Below are 21,581 nucleotides of genomic sequence, written 5' to 3'. Positions count from 1 at the left end.
GAAGCGATCATGGCCGGTGGGGGGCCTTCGCCGGAGCGGCGGGCGGAGTTCGGGGCGTTGGCGGTGCCGGAGTCGTACCGGGGTGTGGTGGTGCGTAAGGCGGAGGTGGGGATGTTCGAGGGGCGGGTGTCGCGGGAGAAGGATCCGCGGGAGTCGTTGCATGTGGATGAGGTGGGGACGCCGGAGTTGGGGCCGGGTGAGGCTCTGGTGGCGGTGATGGCGTCGTCGGTGAACTACAACACGGTGTGGACGTCGATCTTCGAGCCGTTGTCGACGTTCGGGTTCCTGGAGCGGTATGGGCGGTCGTCGCCGTTGGCGGCCAAGCATGATCGGCCGTATCACGTGGTGGGGTCGGATCTGGCGGGGGTGGTGTTGCGGACGGGGCCGGGGGTGCATGCGTGGCATCCGGGGGATGAGGTGGTGGCGCACTGTCTGTCGGTGGAGTTGGAGCGTCCGGAGGGGCACAACGACACGATGCTGGATCCGGAGCAGCGGATCTGGGGGTTCGAGACGAATTTCGGTGGTCTTGCGGAGCTGGCGTTGGTGAAGGCGAACCAGTTGATGCCGAAGCCGGGGCATTTGAGTTGGGAGGAGGCGGCGGCGCCGGGGTTGGTGAACTCGACGGCGTACCGGCAGTTGGTGTCGGGGAACGGTGCGGGGATGAAGCAGGGTGATGTGGTGTTGATCTGGGGGGCGTCGGGGGGGTTGGGGTCGTACGCGACGCAGATGGCGTTGCGGGGTGGGGCGATCCCGGTGTGTGTGGTGTCGTCGGCGGAGAAGGCGGCGATCTGTCGGGCGATGGGTGCGGAGCTGGTGATCGACCGGGCGGCGGAGGGGTATCGGTTCTGGTCGGATGAGCGGACGCAGGACCCGCGGGAGTGGAAGCGGTTCGGGGCGCGGATCCGGGAGCTGACGGGTGGGGAGGATCCGGACATCGTGTTCGAGCATCCGGGGCGGGAGACGTTCGGGGCGTCGGTGTATGTGGCGCGTAAGGGTGGGGTGGTGGTGACGTGCGCGTCGACGAGTGGGTTCATGCATGAGTACGACAACCGGTATCTGTGGATGAACCTGAAGCGGATCATCGGGTCGCATTTCGCGAACTACCGGGAGGCGTGGGAGGCGAACCGGCTGGTGGCGCGGGGGTTGGTGCATCCGACGTTGTCGAAGGTGTATCCGTTGGAGCGGACGGGGCAGGCGGCGCTGGATGTGCACCGGAATGCCCATCAGGGCAAGGTCGGGGTGCTGTGTCTGGCGCCGGAGGAGGGGCTGGGGATCCGGGACGAACGGACCCGGGCCCGTCACCTCACGGCTATCAACCGCTTCCGCGGCGTGTAGAACCCGTTGCCCGGACTGCCCGTTGCCGCAGCTCCCGTCACCCAACGATTGCCTGTCTGGGATGCTGGGGGCCTATGACAGAGCACAGTGACCTCATCCCGATGGCCGGCGAGGGTGACAGTGCCCCCGGCTTCGATCTGGTGCGCCGCGGCTACGACCCGCACCAGGTAAACGCCCACGTCAACTGGCTGGTCGAGCAGCTGCGCGAGGCCGAGTCGCACCGCGCCGCCGCCGAGGCGGCCGCCTCCGAGGCCGCCGCCGAGGCGTCGCGGGTCCGCGACGACCTGGCCGCGAACCGACCCGCCTGGGAGGAGTTCGGCGGCCGGATCACCCAGATCCTGCAGCTCGCCGAGGAGGAGGCCGCGACGGTCCGCTCCGAGCGGACCCGCGACGCCGAGTCCCAGCTCGAGGAGGCCCGGCGCATCGTCGCCGAGGCCGAGCACGGCCGCGACCGCACCCTGCGGGAGGCCGACGAGCAGGCGCAGAGCATCGTCTCCTCGGCCCGCGCGGAGGCGGAGCGGGTCGTCGAGGCGGCCCGCTCGGCCGCGGCCCAGGCCGAGGAGGAGTCCGCGCGGCGCCTCGCCGAACTGGAGCACCAGCGCGACCAGGTCACCGGGCAGCTCGGCGCGCTGCACGACCAGGTCACCGCCCAGCTCGGCGCGCTGCGCGACCGGCTCACCGCGGCGACCGCCCCGCTCGAGGCGTCGTCGGCTCCCGAGCCCAGGGCACTGACGAAGGGCGAGGGCACGCCCGTCCAGACGGCGGCTTCGTCCCGCGGCTGACCCGCCGCCGAAGTCAGGGGCGGCGACCGCCGCCGGTGCCCCCCGCCGGGGCCCGGCCCCGGCCGGCGCACTGTCGCGCCCACGCCGTCGCGCTGCCACGACGTCACGGTCTCGCACCGTCGCGGTCTCGCCGTCGCGCCCGCGGACGGTCGCGCCGAGCTCTAGCGGTGGCGCCAGGGTCGTCGGCGCCGGTTGGCGCTGACATGGCGCCGGGTCCAGCACGGGGTGTGCCAGTGCCGCCGTTGGTCGATGTCACCGACCGGCCACACCACCCGGTGCGGCGTGCCCGTGGTGATCAGCTGGTCGCAGCCCGGGCACCGATAGGCCTTCGTGGTCGCGGCGCCGGTCACCGGCCGCACGACCCAGTCCTCGTCGCCCCCGCCCGCACCCGCGCTCCCGCCGCCGCCGGCACCCGGAGATCCGCCCGCACCCATACCGCCGACCGGACCTCAGTGAACGCCGGAGCCGCCGGCCGGCCCGGAACGGCTGATGACCTCACCGTCCACGACCTTGACGGTCCTCGACTCCGCGCCGGCGCCGCCCGCCCGCCCGCCGCGGCCGACCTTGTGGATCGCCGCGCCGGCCAACGTCCGGGCCACCTTCGCCCGCCGGAGTATGCCCGCCGGACTCGCCAGCGCCGACGACGCCCCGATGAGCGCGTGGAACGAGCGGTCGCTGCCGCGCCAGTGCTCCCGCAGGATCGGCTCACCCGCCCCCACCACCAGGCGACGGAACGCGAACGCCACCACGGCCACGTCATCGAGCTGACCGATCACCGGGATGACGTTCGTCAGCCGGTTCTTCGGCGACACCAGGTAGGCCAGCGCGGCCCCGGCCTCCAGCTTCGCGGACTGCGGCACCCGCGGGTCGGCGACCACCCGGCGCAGCATCACGACCAGGTCGGGCAGGAACATCGTCACCTCACGGCCGAAGGCGCGCAGCGCGTCCTTGTCCACCGTGGCCATTGGCGTCCTCCTCGGGGCGGTACGGGCAGCCGGCGCGGGCACCGGCCGTCGGGGACGTCCCGGCGGCCGCCACCCGGCGACATCCTAGACACGACCGCCGACCAGCCCCGAAGGGTGATCAACGCCAACTGCCCGTGAGCTACCCCCCGGGAAGGCCGCGAACCCCCTCCAACCGGGCCCCCGGCACCTCAGCGCGAGTGGTCGCGGAAGCCCCGCCCGGTCTTGCGGCCCAGGTAGCCCGCCTTCACGAGGTGCTCGAGCAGCGGGGCCGGGGCATAGCCCGGCTCCCGGAACTCCAGGTACAACGTCCGCTGGATCGCCAGTGTGACGTCGAGCCCGACCACGTCCGCCAGCGCGAACGGGCCCATCGGATGGCCGCAGCCCACCGTCATCGCGGTGTCGATGTCGTCGACGGTGGCGTAGTGCGCCTCCAGCATCCGCACGGCGTCGTTGAGGTACGGGAAGAGGAGCGCGTTCACGATGAACCCGGCACGGTCCGCGCAGACCACCGGGTGCTTGCGGGCGGCCCGGCTGACCGCGAGCACCGTCGCGGTGACGTCGGGCGCGGTCAGCACCGTCGGCACGACCTCGATCAGCCGCATCGCGGGCGCCGGGTTGAACCAGTGCATTCCGACGACGTCGCGCGGACGGGTCGTCGCCGTGGCGCACTCGATCACCGGCAGGGACGACGTCGTGGTCGCGAGGACCGCCCCCGGCTTCATCACCTCGTCGAGCGCGGCGAACAGCGCCCGCTTCACCGAGAGCTCCTCGACGACCGCCTCGACGACGAGATCGCAGTCGGCGAGCGTGTCGAGGTCGGTCGTCCCCGTCACCCGGGCGAGCGTGGCGTCGCGCTCCTCGGCGGAGAGCCGGCCGCGCTGGACGCCGCGCTCCAGCGACTCCACCAGCCTCTTGCGGACGGCGGACACCTTGTCGTCGGAGCGCGCGCGGAACACCACGTCGAAGCCGGAGCGGGCGAGCACCTCGACGATGCCGCCGGCCATCGTCCCGGTGCCCACGACACCGACGGAGCGCACCGGCCTGGGCTCGACCCCGGCGACCGCGCTCGGGGCGGCCTCGTCGACGACGTGCGGCGAGTCGGCCTCCGCGTAGGTGTAGAAGCCCCGGCCGGTCTTGCGGCCCAGCATGCCGGCGGTGACGAGCTGCTTGAGCAGCGGCGCGGGAGCGTGCAGGTGATCGCGGGACTGGTGGTACATCGAGTCGAGGATCTCGTAGGCGGAGTCGAGCCCGATCAGGTCGAGCAGGGCCAGCGGGCCCATCGGGTGACCGCAGCCGAAGCGCATCGCCGCGTCGATGTCCTCGCGGGTCGCGTAGTGCGCCTCCAGCATCCGCACCGCGTTGTTCAGGTACCCGAACAGCAGCGCGTTGGCGATGAACCCGGCCCGGTCCCCCGCCCGGACCGCGATCTTCCCGACCCGGCCGACGAGATCCCGGACGTCGTCGAGGACGACAGGATCGGTGACGACCGTCCCGACCACCTCAACCAGTTCCATCACCGGCGCCGGGTTGAACCAGTGCGTGCCGAGCACTCTGGACGGCCGGTGGGTGCCGGCGGCGAGCTCGGTGACCGACAGCGAGCTGGTGTTGCTGGCGATGACCGTCTCGGCGGGGCAGATCTCGTCGAGGCGGGCGATGAGCTCCTGCTTGGCTTCCAGCCGCTCGTGGATGGCCTCGATGATCAGCGCGCAGTCCGCGACGGCGGTCAGGTCGATGCCGGTGCCGATCCGGCTGAGCAGTTCCGCGCGCTCGGCCGGAGTCAGCTTGCCGCGCTCCACCGCCCGCTGCGTGGAGTGCTCGAGATGGCCCCTGCCGCGGGCCAGCCCGGCCTCGTCCCGTTCGACGCCCACCACGTCGATGCCGGCCCGGGCCAGCACCTCCGCGATGCCGGCGCCCATGGTGCCGAGCCCGATGACCCCGATCCTCGTCAGCTCGCCGAGGGTGCTCTTCTGGCCCATGCCCAGCGCTCCTTCCTCCGGGTGGTCTTTCCCGTGGTCTGGCCGCCTGTCACCGCCGGGTGCTCGCCGGCGGTGCGCGGCGTCCGGCGCCGGTGTGGCGTCGGAGCCGGCATCGGCAGTGGGGCGCCCGCCCCGCGGGTGTCCGAATCCTCCCAGATTCTCGACTCATGAGCTTGTGATCGTGATGAAACCTGCCACGCAGAGTGCGGGGGCAAGATGCTACGCGCGCCGGCGCACGCCCCGCGACCGCAGGAGCGACCAACAGCCCACACAGGCCAACGGACAGCGGAATTCCACCCAGGAACGAACAGACCTCCACCCCGGGACAGGTCCGGAGCCCCGGTACGGATCACGGATCTCCGGGCCGGGCCGGGTCCGGAGCCCCGCCCCGTATCGCCGCCCGACCCCGCCCGGCCCAGGCAGAACCGAGATCCGGCGATGTGTGGCGGGCCAGCGAGTCCATGGACGCCCTGAGTCGCCACACATCGCCGGAACCGGGTGGAACCCGGCCCCGAGGGTGGGGTGAGGCGGGTCAGAAGAGGGTGGGGATGGAGGGTTCGAGGCCGCGTAGGGCGTCGTAGTCGACCACCGAGCAGGCGATGCCGCGGTCGGCGGCCAGCAGGCGGGCCTGCGGCGTGATCGACTGGGCGCACAGGATGCCTCGCACCGGGTGCGGAAGCGCCGGATCGTCATCCAGACGGGAGAGATAACGGGTGAGCTGCTCCACCCCGTCGATCTCACCCTTGCGTTTGATCTCCACGGCCACGGTGGAGCCGTCGGCGTCGCGGCAGAGCAGGTCGACCGGGCCGATACCGGTCTCGTACTCCCGGCGGACCAGCGTCAGGCCCTCGCGGACGGCGTCCGGCCGGTCGGCCAGCAGCACCTGCAGGTGCGCCTCCACGCCGTCCTTGCGCAGGCCGGGGTCGACACCGAGCTCGTGCGAGGAGTCGTGCAGGATCTGCTCGATCGAGATGACGAGCTGTTCCTCGGCCCTGTTGGTGACCCGCCAGACGCCCTCTTCCTCGGCGATGACACAGGGCGGGCTCATCCAGTTCAGCGGCTTGTAGGCACGTCCGTCGGCGTGGATGGAGACCGAGCCGTCGGCCTTCACCAGGAGCAGCCGGACGGCGCTGGGCAGGTGCGCCTTGAGCCGGCCGATGTAGTCGACGCTGCACCGAGCGATAACGAGCCGCATGTCGCGACCGTACCGTGCCCGGTCACCCGGCCCCCGCGCCGGGCCGGCCGGCCCGGCTCACCGGTCCCGTCGGGCGCCCTCGCGTCGGGCGCCGTCGGGCCGGGCGCCGCTCACCTCAGCGGGACCTGGTGCCCGCGTTCCGCAGGACGAGGTCGTCGAGCAGTCGGCGGCGGCCCGCGTAGCGGGTGGTGAGCCGCTGGGCGTCCTCGGCGGGGAGCCGCCCGAGGCGGCGGGGGTCGGAGTTGTCGGCCATGTCGGCCCGCTTGACGACGACGGCGATCCGGTCGACGGCGACCCGGGCCAGGTAGGCCTCCTGCGGCTCGCCCGCGCGGTGGGAGAGCGCGTCCACCGCCGCGACCACCGCCTCCGGGTACCCGGAGGCGGTGAGGTCGTCGAGCGTGACGTCGCTGTCCTCGACCACGTCGTGCAGGATCGCGGCCATCTGCGCGAGGGCCCGGTCCACCCCGGCGGCGGGGGCCGTGCGGCCCACCGTGTCCATCACCCGCAGCGGATGCCCGATGTACTCGTCACCCGCCTTGTCGAGCTGACCGGTGTGGGCCCGGGCCGCCAGCGCCACCGCGTCCGCCAGCGACGGTCGCGGCGGGGGCGGCGGCTGGGGGGCGGGGGCCGGTTCAGGCACTCGCCAGACCGTTTGAGGTGCGCACGATGTCCACGATGCCACGCATGATGTCGGTCAGCCCGTAGTCCTTCGGTGTGAACACCGCCGCGACACCCAGCGTCGCCAGTCGTTCCGCGTCCGCGGGCGGAATGATCCCACCGACCACGACCGGAACATCCCCGAGACCGGCCGCCCGCAGCCCGTCCAGCACCTCCGGCACCAGGTTCATGTGCGAACCGGACAGCACCGACAACCCGACCACGTGAACGTCCTCCTCCACCGCCGCCGCGACGATCTGCGCCGGAGTCAGCCGGATCCCCTGATAGACCACCTCGAAACCCACATCACGGGCCCGGACCGCGATCTGCTCGGCACCGTTGGAATGCCCGTCCAACCCCGGCTTACCAACCAGCAGCCGCGGCCGACGCCCCAACTCACCCGCGGTCGCGTTCACCAGGTCACGCACCTCACCCAGCCCGGCCCCCGCCGCCGCGGCCGACGGCGCGCCGGACACCCCGGTCGGCGCCCGGTACTCACCGAACACCTCCCGCAGCACCCCCGCCCACTCCCCCGTCGTCACCCCGGCCCGCGCACACGCCAACGTGGCCGGCACCAGATTCGCATCCGTCTTCGCCGCCTCCCGCAACCCCAACAACGCCTCATCCACCACCGAGGCGTTTCGGGCGGCCCGCCACGCCGCGACCTGCGCCCGGGCCGCCTCCTCACCCGCCGGGTCCACCGTCTGCACCGCCGCGTCCAGATCCGCCAGCAACGGATTCGGCTCGGTCTCGGTGAACCGGTTCACCCCGACGACAACGTCCTCACCGGACTCGATCCGCGCCCGCCGCGTCGCCTGCGAGGCCACCAGCTGCGACTTCATGTAGCCGCTCTCCACCGCGGCGACCGCCCCACCCATCGCCTGCACCCGGTCGATCTCCTCCGTCGCCGCCGCGACCAGCTCCCCGACCCGGCGCTCGACCACCACCGAACCCTCGAACAGATCCGGGTACTCCAACAGATCCGTCTCATAGGCCAGGATCTGCTGGATCCGCAACGACCACTGCTGATCCCACGGACGAGGCAACCCCAACGCCTCGTTCCAGGCCGGCAGCTGCAACGCCCGGCACCGGGCATCCTTCGACAACGTCACCCCGAGCGCCTCCAACACGATCCGGATGACGTTGTTCTCCGGCTGCGCCTCGGTCAGCCCGAGCGAGTTCACCTGCACCCCGTAACGGAACCGGCGATGACGCGGATCGCTCACCCCGTACCGGGTCCGCAGCAGCTCGTCCCACAGGGCGACGAACGCCCGCATCTTGCACATCTCCTCGACGAACCGCACCCCCGCGTTCACGAAGAACGACATCCGGGCACACACCTCGCCCATCCGCTCCACCGGCACCTGACCCGACGCCACCACCGCGTCCAGCACCGCGATCACCGTGCACAGCGAGTACGCCAGCTCCTGCACCGGCGTCGCCCCCGCCTCCTGCAGGTGATAGCTGCAGATGTTGATCGGGTTCCAGCGCGGGATCTCCGTCACCGTGTACGCCACGACATCAGTGATCAGCCGCAGCGACGGGCCCGGCGGGAACACGTACGTCCCCCGCGACAGGTACTCCTTGATGATGTCGTTCTGCGTCGTCCCGGTCAGCGCCTCCGCCGCGACCCCCTGCTCCTCAGCCACCACCTGATACAGCGCCAGCAACCACATCGCCGTCGCGTTGATGGTCATCGACGTGTTCATCCGGTCCAACGGGATCTGATCGAACAACGCCCGCATGTCCCCCAGATGCGCGACCGGCACACCCACCTTGCCGACCTCACCACGCGCCAGCACATGATCCGGGTCGTACCCGGTCTGCGTCGGCAGGTCGAAAGCCACCGACAGACCCGTCTGACCCTTCGCCAGATTCCGCCGGTACAACGCATTGCTCTCCGCCGGACTCGAATGCCCCGCGTAGGTCCGCACGATCCACGGTCGGTCACGTTCCGGCCTGGCCAGATCCGTCATCGCCGCCTCCTAGCGCTCCGTGCGACGCCCGGGAACCGGCGGCCGGACGAACGCCCGCCGCGCGCGGACCCGCGGGCACGGGTCGGGCGCACGGACCTCGGACACCTCCGACGCCGAGCCGGGACAGGGATCGATGGTCGCCGGTCCTCGCGAGATCCGGCGACGGCAGCAGCGTAGCCGCCGGGGCCGGTCCGGCGCCCCCGGTGTGAAGGGCCCGGGCCGACCGAGGTTCCCTACGGAGAGTCACCCCAACGGGGCGGGCGCCGGAGGGTTCGCGGGGGGCCTCGGAACGGCCTCAGGTGGCGGAGCAGGCTCCCGGACCCCAGATGTTCTTCAGATCGACGGGGATCAGATCGCAGGCCGTGGGACCGCGGCCGACCAGCTTCCACGGGCTGTTGCCCACCCGCTTCCACACGTGCGGGTCCGGGGCGTCGGCCGCCGAGACCCCACGGATCTCGGTCATCCCGACCGCCCAGAACTCGTCGTGTTCCTTGTCGACGCCCTCGACGGCGCCGTAGAACAACATCCCGTTGGGAATCGTGACGTCCGACGCGACCGGGGTGGCGGCACCGGTCTTCTTGCGCACCTCGTAGGCGGCGAGCCACATCAGCGGCTGGCGCAGGGTCGTGGGCTCGTTTCCCTTGAGCGTCAGGGTCCGCGCCCGGCCGGCGACCCGGCTGGTCTCCCAGGGGACGGCGGGCAGCGGCGGGCTGACGATCTCGTTGTCGGGCTGCTCGACGGCCACGGCGTCCGGCGCCGCGGGGTCATCCGAGGCCCAGACGAGCCCGAGGCCGACCCCGAGCAGGACGGCGACCACGAAGGAGGCGGCCACGAGGAGCGGCCGCCGCTGCTGGGTCCAGGCCGCGGCCCCCGGCCGGGCCGCCCGACCACCGGCTGGGTCCACCCCCGCGGGCACCTCCACGTCCAGCATGTCTGTGTCTTACCTCCACCATGCCACGACCCGGCCCGATTATCGGGAAAGCATGCCCTATGCCGGCTCGGCGCCCGCCAACGGGGACTTGCTGATCACTCAGCGTCCACGCACGGTCGTCGCCAGTGACGAAACTCACGGGGCGCCGCCGCGCCCCCGGCGCCGCCCGTCCCGGCCGCGGCGACGAGCCGGTCGGGCGCGATCTGGACCCGCAGCAGCCGTCCGAGGCGATCGACCGCGAGCAGACGTCCGAGGGCGGCGGAGGGGTCGACCAGGACGAGCGTGCGACCGAGGGCCCGGGCCCGGCGGGCGCCGCCGAGCAGCACCCCGACCCCCGCGTGGTCGCCCAGCTCCAGCCCGCCGACGTCGACGCGCAGCGGCCCGCGCCCGGCGTCGATCGCGCCGTGCAGCAGGGTCCGAAGCTCTCCGACGGACCGGACGTCCACCGTCCCCGTCAGTCGAAGGGTCTGGTCCGTGCCCTGGCCGGGACAGTCCGGCTCCACCGCCCGCACCGTCGACGACTCGCCCATCGCGGCCTCCGATTCCCCATGCACCGGCGGGCCGAGACTGTCGCGTCGGGCCCGCCGTTGGGCACCTGCACCCGCGCCCGGCTCGCCGCACGCGGCGGGACGGATCCCGCGGACGGCCGGTCGCAGTGGGGGGCTACTCGGAACCCGCCCACGACGATGATCTCACCAATCTCTCCCATATGTTCCATTTGACCGGTGTAACGACCCAGCTCAGGCCCAAAGACCCGTCCGGACGCCGGTGTCGATGCGACGATGGGCCCGGCGGGAGACGAGCCCTGGACCTGGGCACCTAGGGCCCATGGACGCCCCGCGACAGACCGGACGGACCCAAGGGGTGATCGTGGAGACCACCGCTCTCGGCTTCCTCTATGGACCCACCCTCGTCCTGATCGCCGTCGGCGTGCTAGTCGCCGTCTGCCGGCTGACCTCGACGCCGGACGCGCCGACCGACCACGACACCGGCGCGGACGGCGGCTCGGACGGTGATGCCGGCCAGCCGGGTGGCGGCCGGCGCGGGGACGACTTCGGCCTGCTGGTGGCCGTCGCCACCGTGCCGAGCGAGCAGGCCGAGCGGCTACGGGCGACCCTAACCGGCAGCGGCGTACGCGCCACCCTGGCGCCCGCCCGGCCGGTACCCGCCCCGCTGAGCCCACACGGCGACCTGCTGTACCTGGCCGGAGAGCTTCAGCACGTGCTCGTCTTCACCGCCGACCTGCCGCGAGCCGTGCGCGCCCTCTCCCGGCGCCGCCGCGAGCCCCCCGACGACACCTGACCCGCCCACGACGAGCCGTCCTCCGCGGGCGCGGCGGACGGCTCAGGCCGCGGCCGCCGAGGAGGGCTCGCGGCGGATCTCCGCGCCGAGCGCGGTGAGGTTCTCCACGAAGTGGGCGTAGCCGCGGTCGATGTGGTGGACGTCGCGGACCTCGGTCGTGCCCTCGGCCACCAGGCCGGCCAGCACCAGGGCCGCGCCGGCGCGGACGTCCGAGGCGAGCACGGAGGCGCCGGTCAGCCGCGGGGTGGGCCGGACGACCACGTGATGGCCGTCGGTGCGCAGGTCGGCGCCGAGCGCGTGCAGCTCCCGGCAGAACACGAACCTGCTGTCGAAGACGTTCTCCGTGATCAGCGAGATTCCCTCGCTGATCGCCTCCAGCGCGATCACCTGCGGCAGGAGGTCGGTCGGGAAGCCCGGGTAGGGCAGCGTGACGACGTCGATCGAGCGCGGCCGCCCGCTCGCGCTCACCCGGAAGCCGTCCTCGAGCAGCTCGACGGCGGCCCCCGCGCCCGCGAGCTTCTCCAGCACGATCCCGAGATGCTCGGCCCGGCCGTGCCGGATGGTCACGTCACCACCGGTCATCAGCGCGCCGATCGCCCAGGTGCCCGCGACGATCCGGTCCGGGACGGTGCGGTGCAGCACCGGCCGCAGCCCCTCCACCCCCTCGATGAGGAGCGTGGCCGTGCCCGCGCCGTCGATCCGGGCGCCCATCGCCGTGAGCAGCGCGCACAGGTCGGCGATCTCCGGCTCCTGAGCGGCGTTGTCGATCACGGTCGTGCCCTTGGCGAGCACCCCGGCCATCAGCAGGTTCTCGGTGGCCCCGACGCTCGGGAAGTCCAGCCAGATCGACGCGCCCTGCAGCCGCCCGGAGCAGCGGGCCACCAGCACCCCGGCCTCGACGTCCACCACGGCACCGAGCTTCGTCAGACCGTTCATGTGGATGTCGAGCGCGCGCGAGCCGATCGCGTCGCCGCCGGGCAGCGCCACCCGGGCCTCACCGCGGCGGGCGACGAGCGGCCCCAGGATGGCCACCGACGCCCGGATCCGGCGGACCAGTTCGGCATCCGCGGTGCCGTCGACCACCTCGGGGATGTCGATGACGATCCGACCCCCGGCCCGGTCACGCTCCGCCCCGGCCCCGAGGCCACGCAGGACGTCGGCCATCACCGAGACGTCAAGGATGTCGGGTACCGCGTCCAACGTGGTGCGGCCGGGCGCGAGCAGGCTCGCCGCCATCAGCTTCAGCACCGAGTTCTTCGCGCCCGGAACGGCGACCTCGCCGACCAGCCTGGTCCCGCCTGTCACGACGAAGCACTCCACGGGCTCCGATGCTAGGTGCTCCGCTGAAGATCTTCAGCGCGGCCTCGGCAAACAGCGCGCCCCGGCCACAACCGGACACCAACGAACACCTCCGGAGACCACCGACATCCATCCGCCGATCTGACCGCCCCAGCACCACCAGACCGTCATCTATCGGACATATTGCCTGAAAGTCGGGGGTAGCCTGCTCGCCCTTTGGCATCCTCCTCGCCCTCTCGGACCAGATTCCGCCAAAAACGCCCCCGAATCGGCGAGAGAGAAAGCAAACGGCGAGTAGCCGAGTACCAGAGCGGAACTCTGACCCAGGCCGCGACGGGACGCCGTCCGCGGGACGGGCGGATCCGCGCCAGGTGGGGCTCGTGCATGCCGTGATCTGAAAGGTGTTCCGGGGCGTCTGCCGGGCGGCGCCCATACAGTGGCGCCATGGCGGTGCACCTGACCCGGATCTACACCCGTACCGGCGACGACGGAACGACGGCGCTGGGTGACATGTCACGGGTGGCGAAGACCTCGCCGCGGCTGGCCGCCTACGCCGACGTGGACGAGACGAACGCGGCGATCGGGGTGGCGCTGGCGCTGGGCGAGCTGGGCCCGGATGTCCGCGAGACGCTCGGCCAGGTGCAGAACGACCTGTTCGACGTGGGCGCCGACCTGTGCACCCCGGTGGTCGCCGAGCCGAAGTACCCGCCGCTGCGGATCACCGAAAGCTATGTGGACCGCCTTGAGCGGGCCTGTGACCACTACAACGAGAACCTGGCGAAGCTGAGCTCGTTCATCCTGCCCGGTGGCACCCGGGGGGCGGCGCTGCTGCACGTGGCGCGCACGGTGGCACGCCGGGCCGAGCGGGGCTGCTGGGCGCTGGTCGAGGCGGAGCCGGAGGCGACGGGGCCGTTGCCCGCCCGCTACCTGAACCGCCTGTCCGACCTGTTGTTCATCCTGTCCCGGGTGGCGAACCCGGACGGGGACGTCCTGTGGAAGCCGGGCGCCGGCGGCTGACCCGCCGGCAGTCTCTGGCCGGCGGCCTCCGGGGCGGCGCCGTCTCGGCTTCGGCGCCGACAGGTGTCAGCGCCGAAGCCGGGGTGTTCCGGCGAACCGGTGTTCCGGCGAACCGCGTCAGGCGATCGTCGCGCTTTCGGCGAGGATGCTGACGCCCTCCTTGGTGACGGAGACGAAGCCCCCGTCGACGGCGGCCGAGATCTCCTGGCCGCCGACCTTCACCCGCACGGTCTGGTCGCGCACGAGCACGGCCAGCATGGGGATGTGCCCCGGCAGGACACCGATGTCGCCGTCGACGGTCCGGGCGACGACCATGTCGGCGTCGCCGGACCACACCTCCTGCTCGGGCGAGACGATCGCCACCCGCATCGGCATTACAGGTTCTCCGCGTTCTTCTCGGCGTCCTCGATCCCGCCGCACATGAAGAACGCCTGCTCGGGCAGGTGGTCGTAGTCACCCTGGGTGAGCCGGCGGAACGAGTCGATCGTCTCGTCGAGCGGGACGAACTTGCCGGGGATGCCGGTGAACTGCTCGGCGACGAAGAACGGCTGGGACAGGAACCGCTGGATCCGACGGGCCCGGTTGACGAGGATCTTGTCCTCTTCGGAGAGCTCGTCGATGCCGAGGATGGCGATGATGTCCTGCAGGTCCTTGTAGCGCTGCAGGATCCGCTGCACCTCGCGGGCGGTGTCGTAGTGCTCCTGCCCGATGTACCGCGCGTCGAGGATCCGGGAGTTCGAGTCCAGCGGGCTGACGGCCGGGTAGATGCCCAGGTCGGAGATCGACCGGTCGAGCACCGTGTTGGCGTCGAGGTGGGTGAACGTCGTCGCCGGGGCCGGGTCGGTCAGGTCGTCCGCGGGCACGTAGATCGCCTGCAGCGAGGTGATCGAGTGACCGCGGGTCGAGGTGATCCGCTCCTGCAGGGCGCCCATCTCGTCGGCCAGGGTCGGCTGGTAGCCGACGGCGCTGGGCATCCGGCCGAGCAGCGTCGATACCTCGGAGCCGGCCTGGGTGAACCGGAAGATGTTGTCGATGAACAGGAGCACGTCCTGCTTCTGGACGTCCCGGAAGTACTCGGCCATGGTGAGCGCGCCGAGGGCGACCCGGAGCCGGGTGCCGGGCGGCTCGTCCATCTGGCCGAACACGAGGGCGGTGTCCTCGATGACGCCGGCCTCGGTCATCTCCAGGAACAGGTCGTTGCCCTCACGGGTGCGCTCGCCGACTCCGGCGAACACCGACACGCCACCGAACTCCTTGGCGACCCGGCGGATCATCTCCTGGATGATGACGGTCTTGCCGACGCCGGCGCCGCCCATCAGACCGATCTTGCCGCCGCGCACGTACGGGGCGAGCAGGTCGATGACCTTGATGCCGGTGGTGAACATCTCCGTCTTCGACTCGAGCTGGTCGAAGGCCGGCGCCGAGCGGTGGATCGGCCAGTAGGTCTCCGCGTCGACCTTGTCGACGTCGAGCGGGTTGCCGAGGACGTTGAAGACGTGGCCCTTGGTGGCGTTCCCGACCGGGACGGAGATCGGCGCGCCGGTGTCGCGGACCGGCGCGCCCCGCACGAGGCCGTCGGTCTGCTGCATCGAGATGGCGCGGATGGTGTTGTCGCCGATGTGCTGGGCGACCTCGAGCGTGAGGACCGCGGTCTCGCCGTCGATCGTGCGGTCGACGTGCAGCGCGGTGTAGATCTCGGGAAGCTCGTCGGGGGCGAACTCGACGTCGACGACCGGTCCGATGACTCGGGCGACTCGGCCGATCCCCGGAGTCCGGCCCTCCGCCGTGGTCGGCGAGCTGGTGGTGACGGTCATGGCGTCCTCGGTTTCACTGTCGTTGCCCGCCGCCGCGGGCTTCGGCTTGACGTTCGTCGGTGTCGACGCCGGCAGCGGAGTCGATGCCGGCTATGAGGCCAGTGTCCACACCGGTCCGCCCGCCGCCTAGTGCGTCGGCCCGCCGCGGTGCACGCCGGGGCAGGGGTGGCCGGAAGATCACAGGTCTCCTACGCGCCGGACGCCAGGGCGTTGGCGCCACCCACGATCTCGGAGATCTCCTGGGTGATGGCGTCCTGGCGGGCCCGGTTGGCCGCGCGGGTGTAGGTCTTGATGAGGTCCTCGGCGTTGTCCGTCGCCGACTTCATCGCGCGCTGGCGGGCCGCCGACTCGGACGCCGCCGACTCCAGCAGCGCCGCGTAGAGCCGGCTCTCGACGTACCGCGGGAGCAGCGCGTCGAGGACGGCCTCGGCCGACGGCTCGAACTCGTAGTTCGGCAGCGGCCCGCCGGCCGGCGGCTCGTCGTGCTCACGCAGCACCATCGGGAGCAGCCGGTGCGCCACCGCGGTCTGCGTCATGGCGCTGAGGTACTCGGTGAAGACGAGGTGGATCTCGTCGACGCCGCCTTCCTCGGTGGGCGTGGTGAAGGCGGTGATGAGGGCGTCCGCCACCGACTTCGCGTCGGTGTAGCTCGGCTGCTCGGAGAAGCCGGTGTACTCACCGGCCATCTTCCGGCCGCGGAAGCGGTAGTACGTCCCCGCCTTGCGGCCGACCGCGTAGAGCAGCGGCTCCTTGCCCTCCTCCCGCAGCAGCTCGACCAGCTCCCCGGCGCGCTTGAGCGAGTTGGAGCTGTAGCCGCCGGCGAGGCCGCGGTCGCTGGTGATCACGACCACGGCCGCACGGGTCGGCTCCGGGCGCTCGGTGGTGAGCGGATGGGCGATCGTCGTCTGCGACGCCACGGCACTGATCACTCGCGTGATCTCCTCCGCGTACGGCCGGGACGCGGCGACCCGCGCCCTGGCCTTGGCGATCCGCGAGGCGGCGATCAGCTCCATCGCCTTGGTGATCTTCTTGGTCGACTGGACCGTCCGGATGCGCCGCCGGTACTCGCGAAGCTGGCCCGCCATGGGTCAGTGACCCTTGGTCTCGTTGGCCGGCTTGCGGTGGTGGACGGCGATCTCCTCACGCTCCACCGCGGACGGGTCGAGCGCCTCGGGGGCGGCCTCGTTGACGAGCGGCGAGCCGCTCGACAGCGTGAACTGCTCCTTGAACTCGGCGATCGCCGACTCCAGTGAGGCGATGACGTCGTCACCGAGCTTGCCGGTGTTCACGATGGTGTCGAAGATCGCGCCGTGAGTCCGACCGACGAAGTCGAGGAACTCGGCCTCGAAGCGGCGGATGTCCTCCACCGGCACGTCGTCGAGCTTGCCGGTGGTGCCGGCCCAGAGGGACACGACCTGGCGCTCGACGGAGAACGGCTTGTTCTGGGGCTGCTTGAGCAGCTCCACCAGCCGGGCGCCGCGGGCGAGCTGGTCGCGGGAGGCCTTGTCCAGGTCGGAGCCGAAGGCCGAGAAGGCCTCCAGCTCGCGGTACTGGGCGAGGTCGAGGCGCAGGCGGCCGGCGACGGACTTCATCGCCTTGACCTGCGCGCTGCCGCCCACCCGGGAGACCGAGGTGCCGACGTTGATCGCCGGCCGGACGCCCTGGTTGAACAGGTCCGACTCCAGGAAGATCTGGCCGTCGGTGATCGAGATGACGTTCGTCGGAATGTAGGCCGAGATGTCGCTGGCCTTCGTCTCGATGATCGGCAGCCCGGTCAGCGACCCGCCCCCGAGCTCGTCGGAGAGCTTCGCGCAGCGCTCCAGCAGACGGGAGTGCAAGTAGAAGACGTCGCCCGGGTAGGCCTCACGGCCCGGCGGGCGGCGCAGCAGCAGCGAGATCGCGCGGTACGCCTCGGCCTGCTTGGAGAGGTCGTCGAAGACCACCAGCGAGTGCTGGCCGTTGTACATCCAGTACTGCCCGATCGCCGAGCCGGTGTACGGGGCGATGTACTTGAAGCCCGCCGGCTGGTCGGCCGGAGCCGCGACGATCGTGGTGTAGGCCAGCGCGCCGGCCTCCTCGAGGGTGTTCACCACCTCGCGGATGGTCGTCTTCTTCTGGCCGATGGCCACGTAGACGCACTTGACCTGCTTGCTCGGGTCACCGCTCGCCCAGTTGTCACGCTGGTTGATGATCGCGTCGATCGCGACGGTGGTCTTCCCGGTCTGCCGGTCGCCGATGATCAGCTGACGCTGACCCCGGCCGATGGCGGTCATCGCGTCGATGGCCTTGATGCCGGTCTGCAGCGGCTCCTTGACGGGCTGGCGCTGCACGACCGACGGGGCCTGCAGCTCGAGCGCCCGGGTGCCGGCCGCGGCGATGTCGCCGAGGCCGTCGATCGGACGTCCGAGCGGGTCGACGACCCGGCCGAGGAAGCCGTCGCCCACCGGGACGGCGAGGATCTCGCCGGTCCGGCGGACCTCCTGGCCCTCCTCGATGTGCTCGGCGTCGCCGAGGATGACGCAGCCGATCTCGCCGACCTCGAGGTTGAGGGCCAGCCCCAGCACGCCGCCGGAGAACTCCAGCAGCTCGTTGGTCATGGTGTGCGGAAGGCCCTCGACCCGCGCGATCCCGTCACCGGTCACGACGACGCGGCCGACCTCCTCCCGGTCACCGGAGGTGGCCTGGAAGGAGTCGACGTACTCCCGGAGGGCGTCGCGGATCTCCTCCGGCCGGATGGACAGCTCAGTCATCGCGTTGGTCCTTCATGGCTGGCGTGGATCTGGTCATCGGTCGTCACTGCCGGTCCGGCGGTCGGTACCGGCTTCAGCTCGCCCATCGTGCTCCGCGGCCTAACGGGTCAGCCCACGGCGGGCTGCCGCGAGACGGCGCAGGACGGTGCCGTCCACGACCTCGTCACCGACCCGCACGGCGACGCCGCCCAGGACGGTGGGATCGAGATCGATCTGGAGCTGGATCTGCCGGCCGAAGAAGCGGCTGATCGCCGCCTTCAGCCGGGCGGTCTGGTCGGCGTCGAGCACCGTGGCGGTGCGGACGACGGCGACCACCCGGCCGCGGCGGGCCGCCGCGATCCGGCTCAGCTGCTCCAGGCGCCGCTCGATGTCACCCCGCTCGCGGTCGGCGACCGCCTGCTGGGCCAGCCGGAGGGTCACCGGCTGGGCACGGCCGGACAGCAGCCGCTGCACCAGCCCCGCCTTCGCGGACGCCGGCGCCGCCGGGTCGGTGAGCGCGAGGGAGAGCTGCGGGTTCTGGCCGAGGATCCGCCCGAACCGGAACAGCTCGTCCTCGACCTCGTCGAGGACGTCGGCCGCCTCCGCCTCCGCGAGGGTCGCCTCGACGGCGAGCTCCTCGAGCGCGTGCCGGAGGTCGATCGGCCGCGACCAGCGACCGGCGACGGCCGCCGAGACGACGGCGAGCGCCCCCTGGCTGATCTGCGTACCGAGCAGACGGCCGGCGAGGCCCGTCCGCGACTGGGGCGGCGCGCCCGGGTCGGTGAGGGCGCGCCGAACTGTCGGCTCGCCCCCGATGAGCGTGGCGACCGCGCTGAGGTCGCCGGCGAGCCGGCGGACCTCAGGCGCGACCGAACCGGCGGTTGCGCCGATCGGCACCGCCGTCACCTGGTCGAGGACCGACCTGGCGGCGGCGAGCGACTGCCGGCTGGCTCCCTCCACCGTCAGACTCCCGGCCCGGCCGGGACGGCGTCGGACCGCGGAGCCTCGTCGAGACCCGCGATGAAGTCGTCGACGAGCTGCCGCTGGCGGGTGTCGTTCTCCAGCTCGCGGCCGACGATCCGGGTCGCGAGCTCGAGCGCGATCTCACCGATCTCGCGACGCACGGAGGCCACAACCTGGGCACGTTCCGCCACCAGTGCCGCGTCCGCCCGCTCGCGGATCTCGGCGACCTCCTGCTGCGCCTGCGTGCGCAGTTCCTCGACGATCTGCCGACCCTGCGCCTGGGCGTCCTCGCGGATGCGAGCCGCCTCGGAGCGGGCTTCGGCGAGCTGGGAACGGTACTGCTCGAGCAGGGCCTTCGCCTCGCGCTGCGCCTGTTCGGCGCGGTTGAGACCACCTTCGATACGTTCGGCCCGCTCGGCGTAGGTCTTACGAATCTGCGGGTAGATCTTCCAGAAGAAGAATCCGACGAGAAGACCGAAGGCCAACAGGCCGACGATCAGCTCGGCGAGCGGCGGCACAAGGACGCTGTCCTCGTGTGCCGCACCTTCTTCGGCGGCGGCTAGAACTAGATTCTGCAGCACAAGGCGCCCCGGATCAGGTGAAGACGAACGGCACGACGAAGCCGATGAGGGCGAGCGCCTCGACGACGGCGAAGCCGATCAGCATGTAACGGAAGGCCACCTGCTCGGCCTCGGGCTGGCGGGCGATGGCCTGGATACCCAGACCGAAGATGATGCCGACGCCGATGCCGGGGCCGAGGGTGGCGATGCCGTAGGCCACCGTCCCGATGTTGCCGCTGATCGCGTCATCAGCGGCGAGCAACGTGGACGCGGTAAGAGACATCGTAGGGATCCGTCCTTCTGTGGTCGGTGCACCGGGGATCTCCCACGGTGCGCGTGGGTCGATTCAGGTTCAGGCCCGCGCCACCGCGCCAGCGGCGGAGGTGACCGGCGCACTCGTTTCGTGGCCGTGGATCGGGGAGTGGTCCGCCGCGTGGTCTCCGCCGCCGTGCGAGGAGATCGCTCCGCCGATGTAGGCGGCTGTGAGGACCGTGAAGATGTAGGCCTGCAGCACGTCGATCATCAGCTCGAACAGCGTGAGAGCGATCGCCATCAGGCCGGAGACCAGCCCGAACACGAACTGGGGCTTCGGCAGCAGATAGTCGGCGCCCAGCGCGAACACCAGCAGCAGCATGTGGCCGGCGAACATGTTGGCGAACAGCCGGATGGCGAGGGTGGCGGGGCGGGCGATCATCGTCGAGACGAACTCGATCGGGGCCAGGATGACCTTCACGAACAGCGGTGCGGTCGGCGCCGGCACCAGCATGTCCTTGAAGTAGGTACCGGCCCCGTGCTCGCGGATACCGACGATGTTGAAGATGAACCAGCTCACCGCGGCCAGGATCATCGGCAGCGCGATCCGCGACGTCGTCGGGAACTGCGCGACCGGAATGACCGCCATGACGTTGGAGAGCAGGATGAAGCAGAAGAGAATTGTCAGGTACGGGGAGAACGTCCTGCCTCGCTCGCCGATGACGTTCTGAGCGATCTGGAGATCGACGAAGTCGTAGATCGACTCGCAGAAGTTCTGGAGCCCGCGTGGCACCAGCGTCGCCTTGCGGAACCCCAGCCAGAGGAAGCCGCCGACGAACAGCGCGACGAACAGAGTCAGCGCGGACCACTTGTTGAAGTAGAAGTCGATCGGGCCCAGGTCGAACTCGAACCAGCTCTTCGGCTTGAAGACATCGGGAGTCGGCCCGTGGAAGCCCTCATCGGCCGCCAAGAGCACCGATCCGCTCGGCACTTCCGATACCTCCAAGATCATTCATGCTGACAAAGTTCGCGATCCCCCCGGGGTCGGATCGACCTCACCCTATACGGGATGGGCCGCCGCTCCGGGCAATCGAAGACGCGCGGATGACCGTCGGACGCAACCCGCTCACAGCCCCGGCGGCAAGGGACACACTGTCCCGGACCCGGCGCGTCGACGCGGAGACGTCCTGTGCCGACAGCATCTTCACGACGCTCTTCGACAGGGCAGATGCTATCTGCCTGGGCGCCGGAGAGCACTGGTTGCAGGACTAAGATCTCCGACAGACAGTCGAACGTTCATCTTCCGTTGGGTTTTTGGACATGTTGTCACACTACGTCATCGACACACTGCCCTGAGCGTCGTCAGCGGCGGGCTCCGAACCGGTAGATGACCAGATAGAGCGACGCGATGATGCCGACGATGAGCCCGATCGGGAAGAACAGGGCGTCGAAGCCGGCGAGCCGGTCGATCCCCAGGCCGACCAACCCCCAGAAGCCGCCGCCGGCGACGAGCGTGCCGATGACGCCCCAGGCTTCGCCCGGCGGTGGATTCGGCGACGCGGCCGAGCCCGAGCTTAGTCTTTCCTCCCTTTCACTATTATCCTTTTTGCCCGAATCTCCACGATCGGGCCCGTTGGTGCCGTTCACCATCACGTTGTTCCTAATCCTGGCTCGCCACTGATCCGCTGATCCGCCGCCCCGCTGACCTGCTGATCCACTGGCCCGGCCGCCCCGCGACTCGTCCTCTCCGGTCCCGCGACGCCGGTCCCGCGGCCGGGCCGCCGGGTCCGGTCCCGCCGCCGATCATCGCGGTGGCGGCCGCCACCGG

At 71.2% G+C, this 21,581-nt stretch carries 23 protein-coding genes; 5 read left to right on the top strand and 18 right to left on the bottom strand.

Annotated elements, in window-relative coordinates:
- Both ccrA and B056_RS0113230 read left to right on the top strand, forming a co-directional pair.
- On the top strand, positions 1-1,335 hold a 1,335-nt coding region (gene ccrA / locus B056_RS0113235; RefSeq protein ID WP_018502348.1), incomplete at its 5' end, for a crotonyl-CoA carboxylase/reductase.
- A 74-nt stretch (positions 1,336-1,409) separates the two neighbouring features.
- Complete coding sequence (locus tag B056_RS0113230; protein ID WP_026239661.1) at positions 1,410-2,117, top strand: sugar-binding protein; 708 nt, start codon at positions 1,410-1,412, stop codon at positions 2,115-2,117.
- Positions 2,118-2,278: 161 nt separating this feature from the next.
- Here B056_RS0113230 and B056_RS43590 read toward each other — a convergent pair whose 3' ends face one another.
- From B056_RS43590 to B056_RS36335, 8 genes are all read right to left on the bottom strand, one after another.
- A complete protein-coding gene (locus tag B056_RS43590; protein ID WP_018502346.1) occupies positions 2,279-2,551 on the bottom strand; it encodes a hypothetical protein in 273 nt (90 codons plus the stop codon).
- A gap of 15 nt (positions 2,552-2,566) precedes the next feature.
- The gene (locus B056_RS0113220) at positions 2,567-3,082 is read right to left on the bottom strand and encodes a YkvA family protein (protein WP_018502345.1); all 516 of its coding nucleotides are present in this window, start codon (positions 3,080-3,082) and stop codon (positions 2,567-2,569) included.
- Between the two features lie 188 nt (positions 3,083-3,270).
- Positions 3,271-5,058 (bottom strand): 3-hydroxyacyl-CoA dehydrogenase family protein, encoded by a 1,788-nt coding sequence (locus B056_RS0113215; protein ID WP_018502344.1) that lies wholly within the window; start codon positions 5,056-5,058, stop codon positions 3,271-3,273.
- 532 nt (positions 5,059-5,590) lie between these two features.
- Positions 5,591-6,253 carry an endonuclease NucS gene (gene nucS / locus B056_RS0113210; RefSeq protein ID WP_018502343.1) on the bottom strand — a complete coding sequence of 221 codons (663 nt, stop codon included), beginning with the start codon at positions 6,251-6,253 and terminating at the stop codon, positions 5,591-5,593.
- Positions 6,254-6,368: 115 nt separating this feature from the next.
- Positions 6,369-6,893 (bottom strand): HD domain-containing protein, encoded by a 525-nt coding sequence (locus tag B056_RS0113205; protein ID WP_026239660.1) that lies wholly within the window; start codon positions 6,891-6,893, stop codon positions 6,369-6,371.
- A complete protein-coding gene (locus B056_RS0113200) occupies positions 6,886-8,886 on the bottom strand; it encodes a protein meaA (protein ID WP_026239659.1) in 2,001 nt (666 codons plus the stop codon). Before B056_RS0113200 ends, B056_RS0113205 begins: the two co-directional genes overlap by 8 nt.
- Before the next feature lie 295 nt (positions 8,887-9,181).
- Positions 9,182-9,817 (bottom strand): hypothetical protein, encoded by a 636-nt coding sequence (locus tag B056_RS0113195; RefSeq protein WP_018502340.1) that lies wholly within the window; start codon positions 9,815-9,817, stop codon positions 9,182-9,184.
- 95 nt (positions 9,818-9,912) lie between these two features.
- The gene (locus tag B056_RS36335; RefSeq protein ID WP_018502339.1) at positions 9,913-10,347 is read right to left on the bottom strand and encodes an STAS domain-containing protein; all 435 of its coding nucleotides are present in this window, start codon (positions 10,345-10,347) and stop codon (positions 9,913-9,915) included.
- A 340-nt stretch (positions 10,348-10,687) separates the two neighbouring features.
- Between B056_RS36335 and B056_RS0113185 the strand changes: the two genes are divergently transcribed.
- A complete protein-coding gene (locus tag B056_RS0113185) occupies positions 10,688-11,119 on the top strand; it encodes a hypothetical protein (protein WP_154677004.1) in 432 nt (143 codons plus the stop codon).
- A 42-nt stretch (positions 11,120-11,161) separates the two neighbouring features.
- Here the strand turns inward: B056_RS0113185 and murA are convergent, their stop codons facing one another.
- Complete coding sequence (gene murA / locus B056_RS0113180; protein WP_018502337.1) at positions 11,162-12,439, bottom strand: UDP-N-acetylglucosamine 1-carboxyvinyltransferase; 1,278 nt, start codon at positions 12,437-12,439, stop codon at positions 11,162-11,164.
- Positions 12,440-12,862: 423 nt separating this feature from the next.
- Here murA and B056_RS0113175 point away from each other — a divergent pair, with 423 nt between their 5' ends.
- Complete coding sequence (locus tag B056_RS0113175; protein ID WP_018502336.1) at positions 12,863-13,435, top strand: cob(I)yrinic acid a,c-diamide adenosyltransferase; 573 nt, start codon at positions 12,863-12,865, stop codon at positions 13,433-13,435.
- A 117-nt stretch (positions 13,436-13,552) separates the two neighbouring features.
- Here B056_RS0113175 and B056_RS0113170 read toward each other — a convergent pair whose 3' ends face one another.
- Both B056_RS0113170 and atpD read right to left on the bottom strand, forming a co-directional pair.
- Entirely contained in the window at positions 13,553-13,810 is a 258-nt protein-coding gene (locus B056_RS0113170) for a F0F1 ATP synthase subunit epsilon (protein WP_018502335.1), read from the bottom strand.
- Entirely contained in the window at positions 13,810-15,249 is a 1,440-nt protein-coding gene (atpD, locus tag B056_RS0113165; protein WP_018502334.1) for a F0F1 ATP synthase subunit beta, read from the bottom strand. Before atpD ends, B056_RS0113170 begins: the two co-directional genes overlap by 1 nt.
- Here atpD and B056_RS45370 point away from each other — a divergent pair.
- A complete protein-coding gene (locus B056_RS45370; RefSeq protein WP_018502333.1) occupies positions 15,248-15,379 on the top strand; it encodes a hypothetical protein in 132 nt (43 codons plus the stop codon). The two genes, atpD and B056_RS45370, sit on opposite strands and share 2 nt — an antisense overlap.
- A 58-nt stretch (positions 15,380-15,437) precedes the next feature.
- Here B056_RS45370 and B056_RS0113155 read toward each other — a convergent pair whose 3' ends face one another.
- The 7 genes from B056_RS0113155 to B056_RS42695 form a co-directional block, all read right to left on the bottom strand.
- Positions 15,438-16,334 carry a F0F1 ATP synthase subunit gamma gene (locus tag B056_RS0113155; protein ID WP_018502332.1) on the bottom strand — a complete coding sequence of 299 codons (897 nt, stop codon included), beginning with the start codon at positions 16,332-16,334 and terminating at the stop codon, positions 15,438-15,440.
- A gap of 3 nt (positions 16,335-16,337) precedes the next feature.
- Complete coding sequence (gene atpA, locus B056_RS0113150) at positions 16,338-17,999, bottom strand: F0F1 ATP synthase subunit alpha (protein WP_018502331.1); 1,662 nt, start codon at positions 17,997-17,999, stop codon at positions 16,338-16,340.
- Between the two features lie 99 nt (positions 18,000-18,098).
- The gene (locus B056_RS0113145; RefSeq protein ID WP_018502330.1) at positions 18,099-18,938 is read right to left on the bottom strand and encodes a F0F1 ATP synthase subunit delta; all 840 of its coding nucleotides are present in this window, start codon (positions 18,936-18,938) and stop codon (positions 18,099-18,101) included.
- A 2-nt stretch (positions 18,939-18,940) separates the two neighbouring features.
- Entirely contained in the window at positions 18,941-19,522 is a 582-nt protein-coding gene (locus B056_RS0113140; RefSeq protein WP_026239658.1) for a F0F1 ATP synthase subunit B, read from the bottom strand.
- A gap of 13 nt (positions 19,523-19,535) precedes the next feature.
- Positions 19,536-19,784 (bottom strand): ATP synthase subunit c family protein, encoded by a 249-nt coding sequence (locus B056_RS0113135; RefSeq protein WP_026239657.1) that lies wholly within the window; start codon positions 19,782-19,784, stop codon positions 19,536-19,538.
- A 69-nt stretch (positions 19,785-19,853) separates the two neighbouring features.
- The gene (atpB, locus tag B056_RS0113130) at positions 19,854-20,744 is read right to left on the bottom strand and encodes a F0F1 ATP synthase subunit A (RefSeq protein WP_018502327.1); all 891 of its coding nucleotides are present in this window, start codon (positions 20,742-20,744) and stop codon (positions 19,854-19,856) included.
- A 371-nt stretch (positions 20,745-21,115) separates the two neighbouring features.
- Positions 21,116-21,403: a hypothetical protein gene (locus tag B056_RS42695; protein WP_076784688.1), complete on the bottom strand. Its 288-nt coding sequence runs from the start codon at positions 21,401-21,403 to the stop codon at positions 21,116-21,118.
- Positions 21,404-21,581: the final 178 nt, after the last annotated feature.

It is taken from the genome of Parafrankia discariae (genome assembly GCF_000373365.1).
GTDB classification, from domain to species: Bacteria; Actinomycetota; Actinomycetes; order Frankiales; family Frankiaceae; genus Parafrankia; species Parafrankia discariae.
The sequence above is the reverse complement of the archived record's forward strand: the minus strand, read 5'-3'. Positions and strand labels throughout refer to the sequence as shown.

What these genes read in the sequence shown, in the direction of transcription:
- B056_RS0113215 (WP_018502344.1), bottom strand. Translation starts at nt 5,058, where the DNA reads ATGGGCCAGAAGAGCACCCTCGGCGAGCTGACGAGGATCGGGGTCATC.
- B056_RS45370 (WP_018502333.1), top strand. Translation starts at nt 15,248, where the DNA reads ATGGCGTCCTCGGTTTCACTGTCGTTGCCCGCCGCCGCGGGCTTCGGC.
- B056_RS0113175 (WP_018502336.1), top strand. Translation starts at nt 12,863, where the DNA reads ATGGCGGTGCACCTGACCCGGATCTACACCCGTACCGGCGACGACGGA.
- atpD (WP_018502334.1), bottom strand. Translation starts at nt 15,249, where the DNA reads ATGACCGTCACCACCAGCTCGCCGACCACGGCGGAGGGCCGGACTCCG.
- B056_RS0113220 (WP_018502345.1), bottom strand. Translation starts at nt 3,082, where the DNA reads ATGGCCACGGTGGACAAGGACGCGCTGCGCGCCTTCGGCCGTGAGGTG.
- B056_RS0113155 (WP_018502332.1), bottom strand. Translation starts at nt 16,334, where the DNA reads ATGGCGGGCCAGCTTCGCGAGTACCGGCGGCGCATCCGGACGGTCCAG.
- B056_RS0113135 (WP_026239657.1), bottom strand. Translation starts at nt 19,784, where the DNA reads ATGTCTCTTACCGCGTCCACGTTGCTCGCCGCTGATGACGCGATCAGC.
- B056_RS42695 (WP_076784688.1), bottom strand. Translation starts at nt 21,403, where the DNA reads ATGGTGAACGGCACCAACGGGCCCGATCGTGGAGATTCGGGCAAAAAG.
- B056_RS0113200 (WP_026239659.1), bottom strand. Translation starts at nt 8,886, where the DNA reads ATGACGGATCTGGCCAGGCCGGAACGTGACCGACCGTGGATCGTGCGG.
- B056_RS0113230 (WP_026239661.1), top strand. Translation starts at nt 1,410, where the DNA reads ATGACAGAGCACAGTGACCTCATCCCGATGGCCGGCGAGGGTGACAGT.
- B056_RS0113170 (WP_018502335.1), bottom strand. Translation starts at nt 13,810, where the DNA reads ATGCCGATGCGGGTGGCGATCGTCTCGCCCGAGCAGGAGGTGTGGTCC.
- B056_RS36335 (WP_018502339.1), bottom strand. Translation starts at nt 10,347, where the DNA reads ATGGGCGAGTCGTCGACGGTGCGGGCGGTGGAGCCGGACTGTCCCGGC.
- nucS (WP_018502343.1), bottom strand. Translation starts at nt 6,253, where the DNA reads ATGCGGCTCGTTATCGCTCGGTGCAGCGTCGACTACATCGGCCGGCTC.
- atpA (WP_018502331.1), bottom strand. Translation starts at nt 17,999, where the DNA reads ATGACTGAGCTGTCCATCCGGCCGGAGGAGATCCGCGACGCCCTCCGG.
- B056_RS0113195 (WP_018502340.1), bottom strand. Translation starts at nt 9,817, where the DNA reads ATGCTGGACGTGGAGGTGCCCGCGGGGGTGGACCCAGCCGGTGGTCGG.
- B056_RS43590 (WP_018502346.1), bottom strand. Translation starts at nt 2,551, where the DNA reads ATGGGTGCGGGCGGATCTCCGGGTGCCGGCGGCGGCGGGAGCGCGGGT.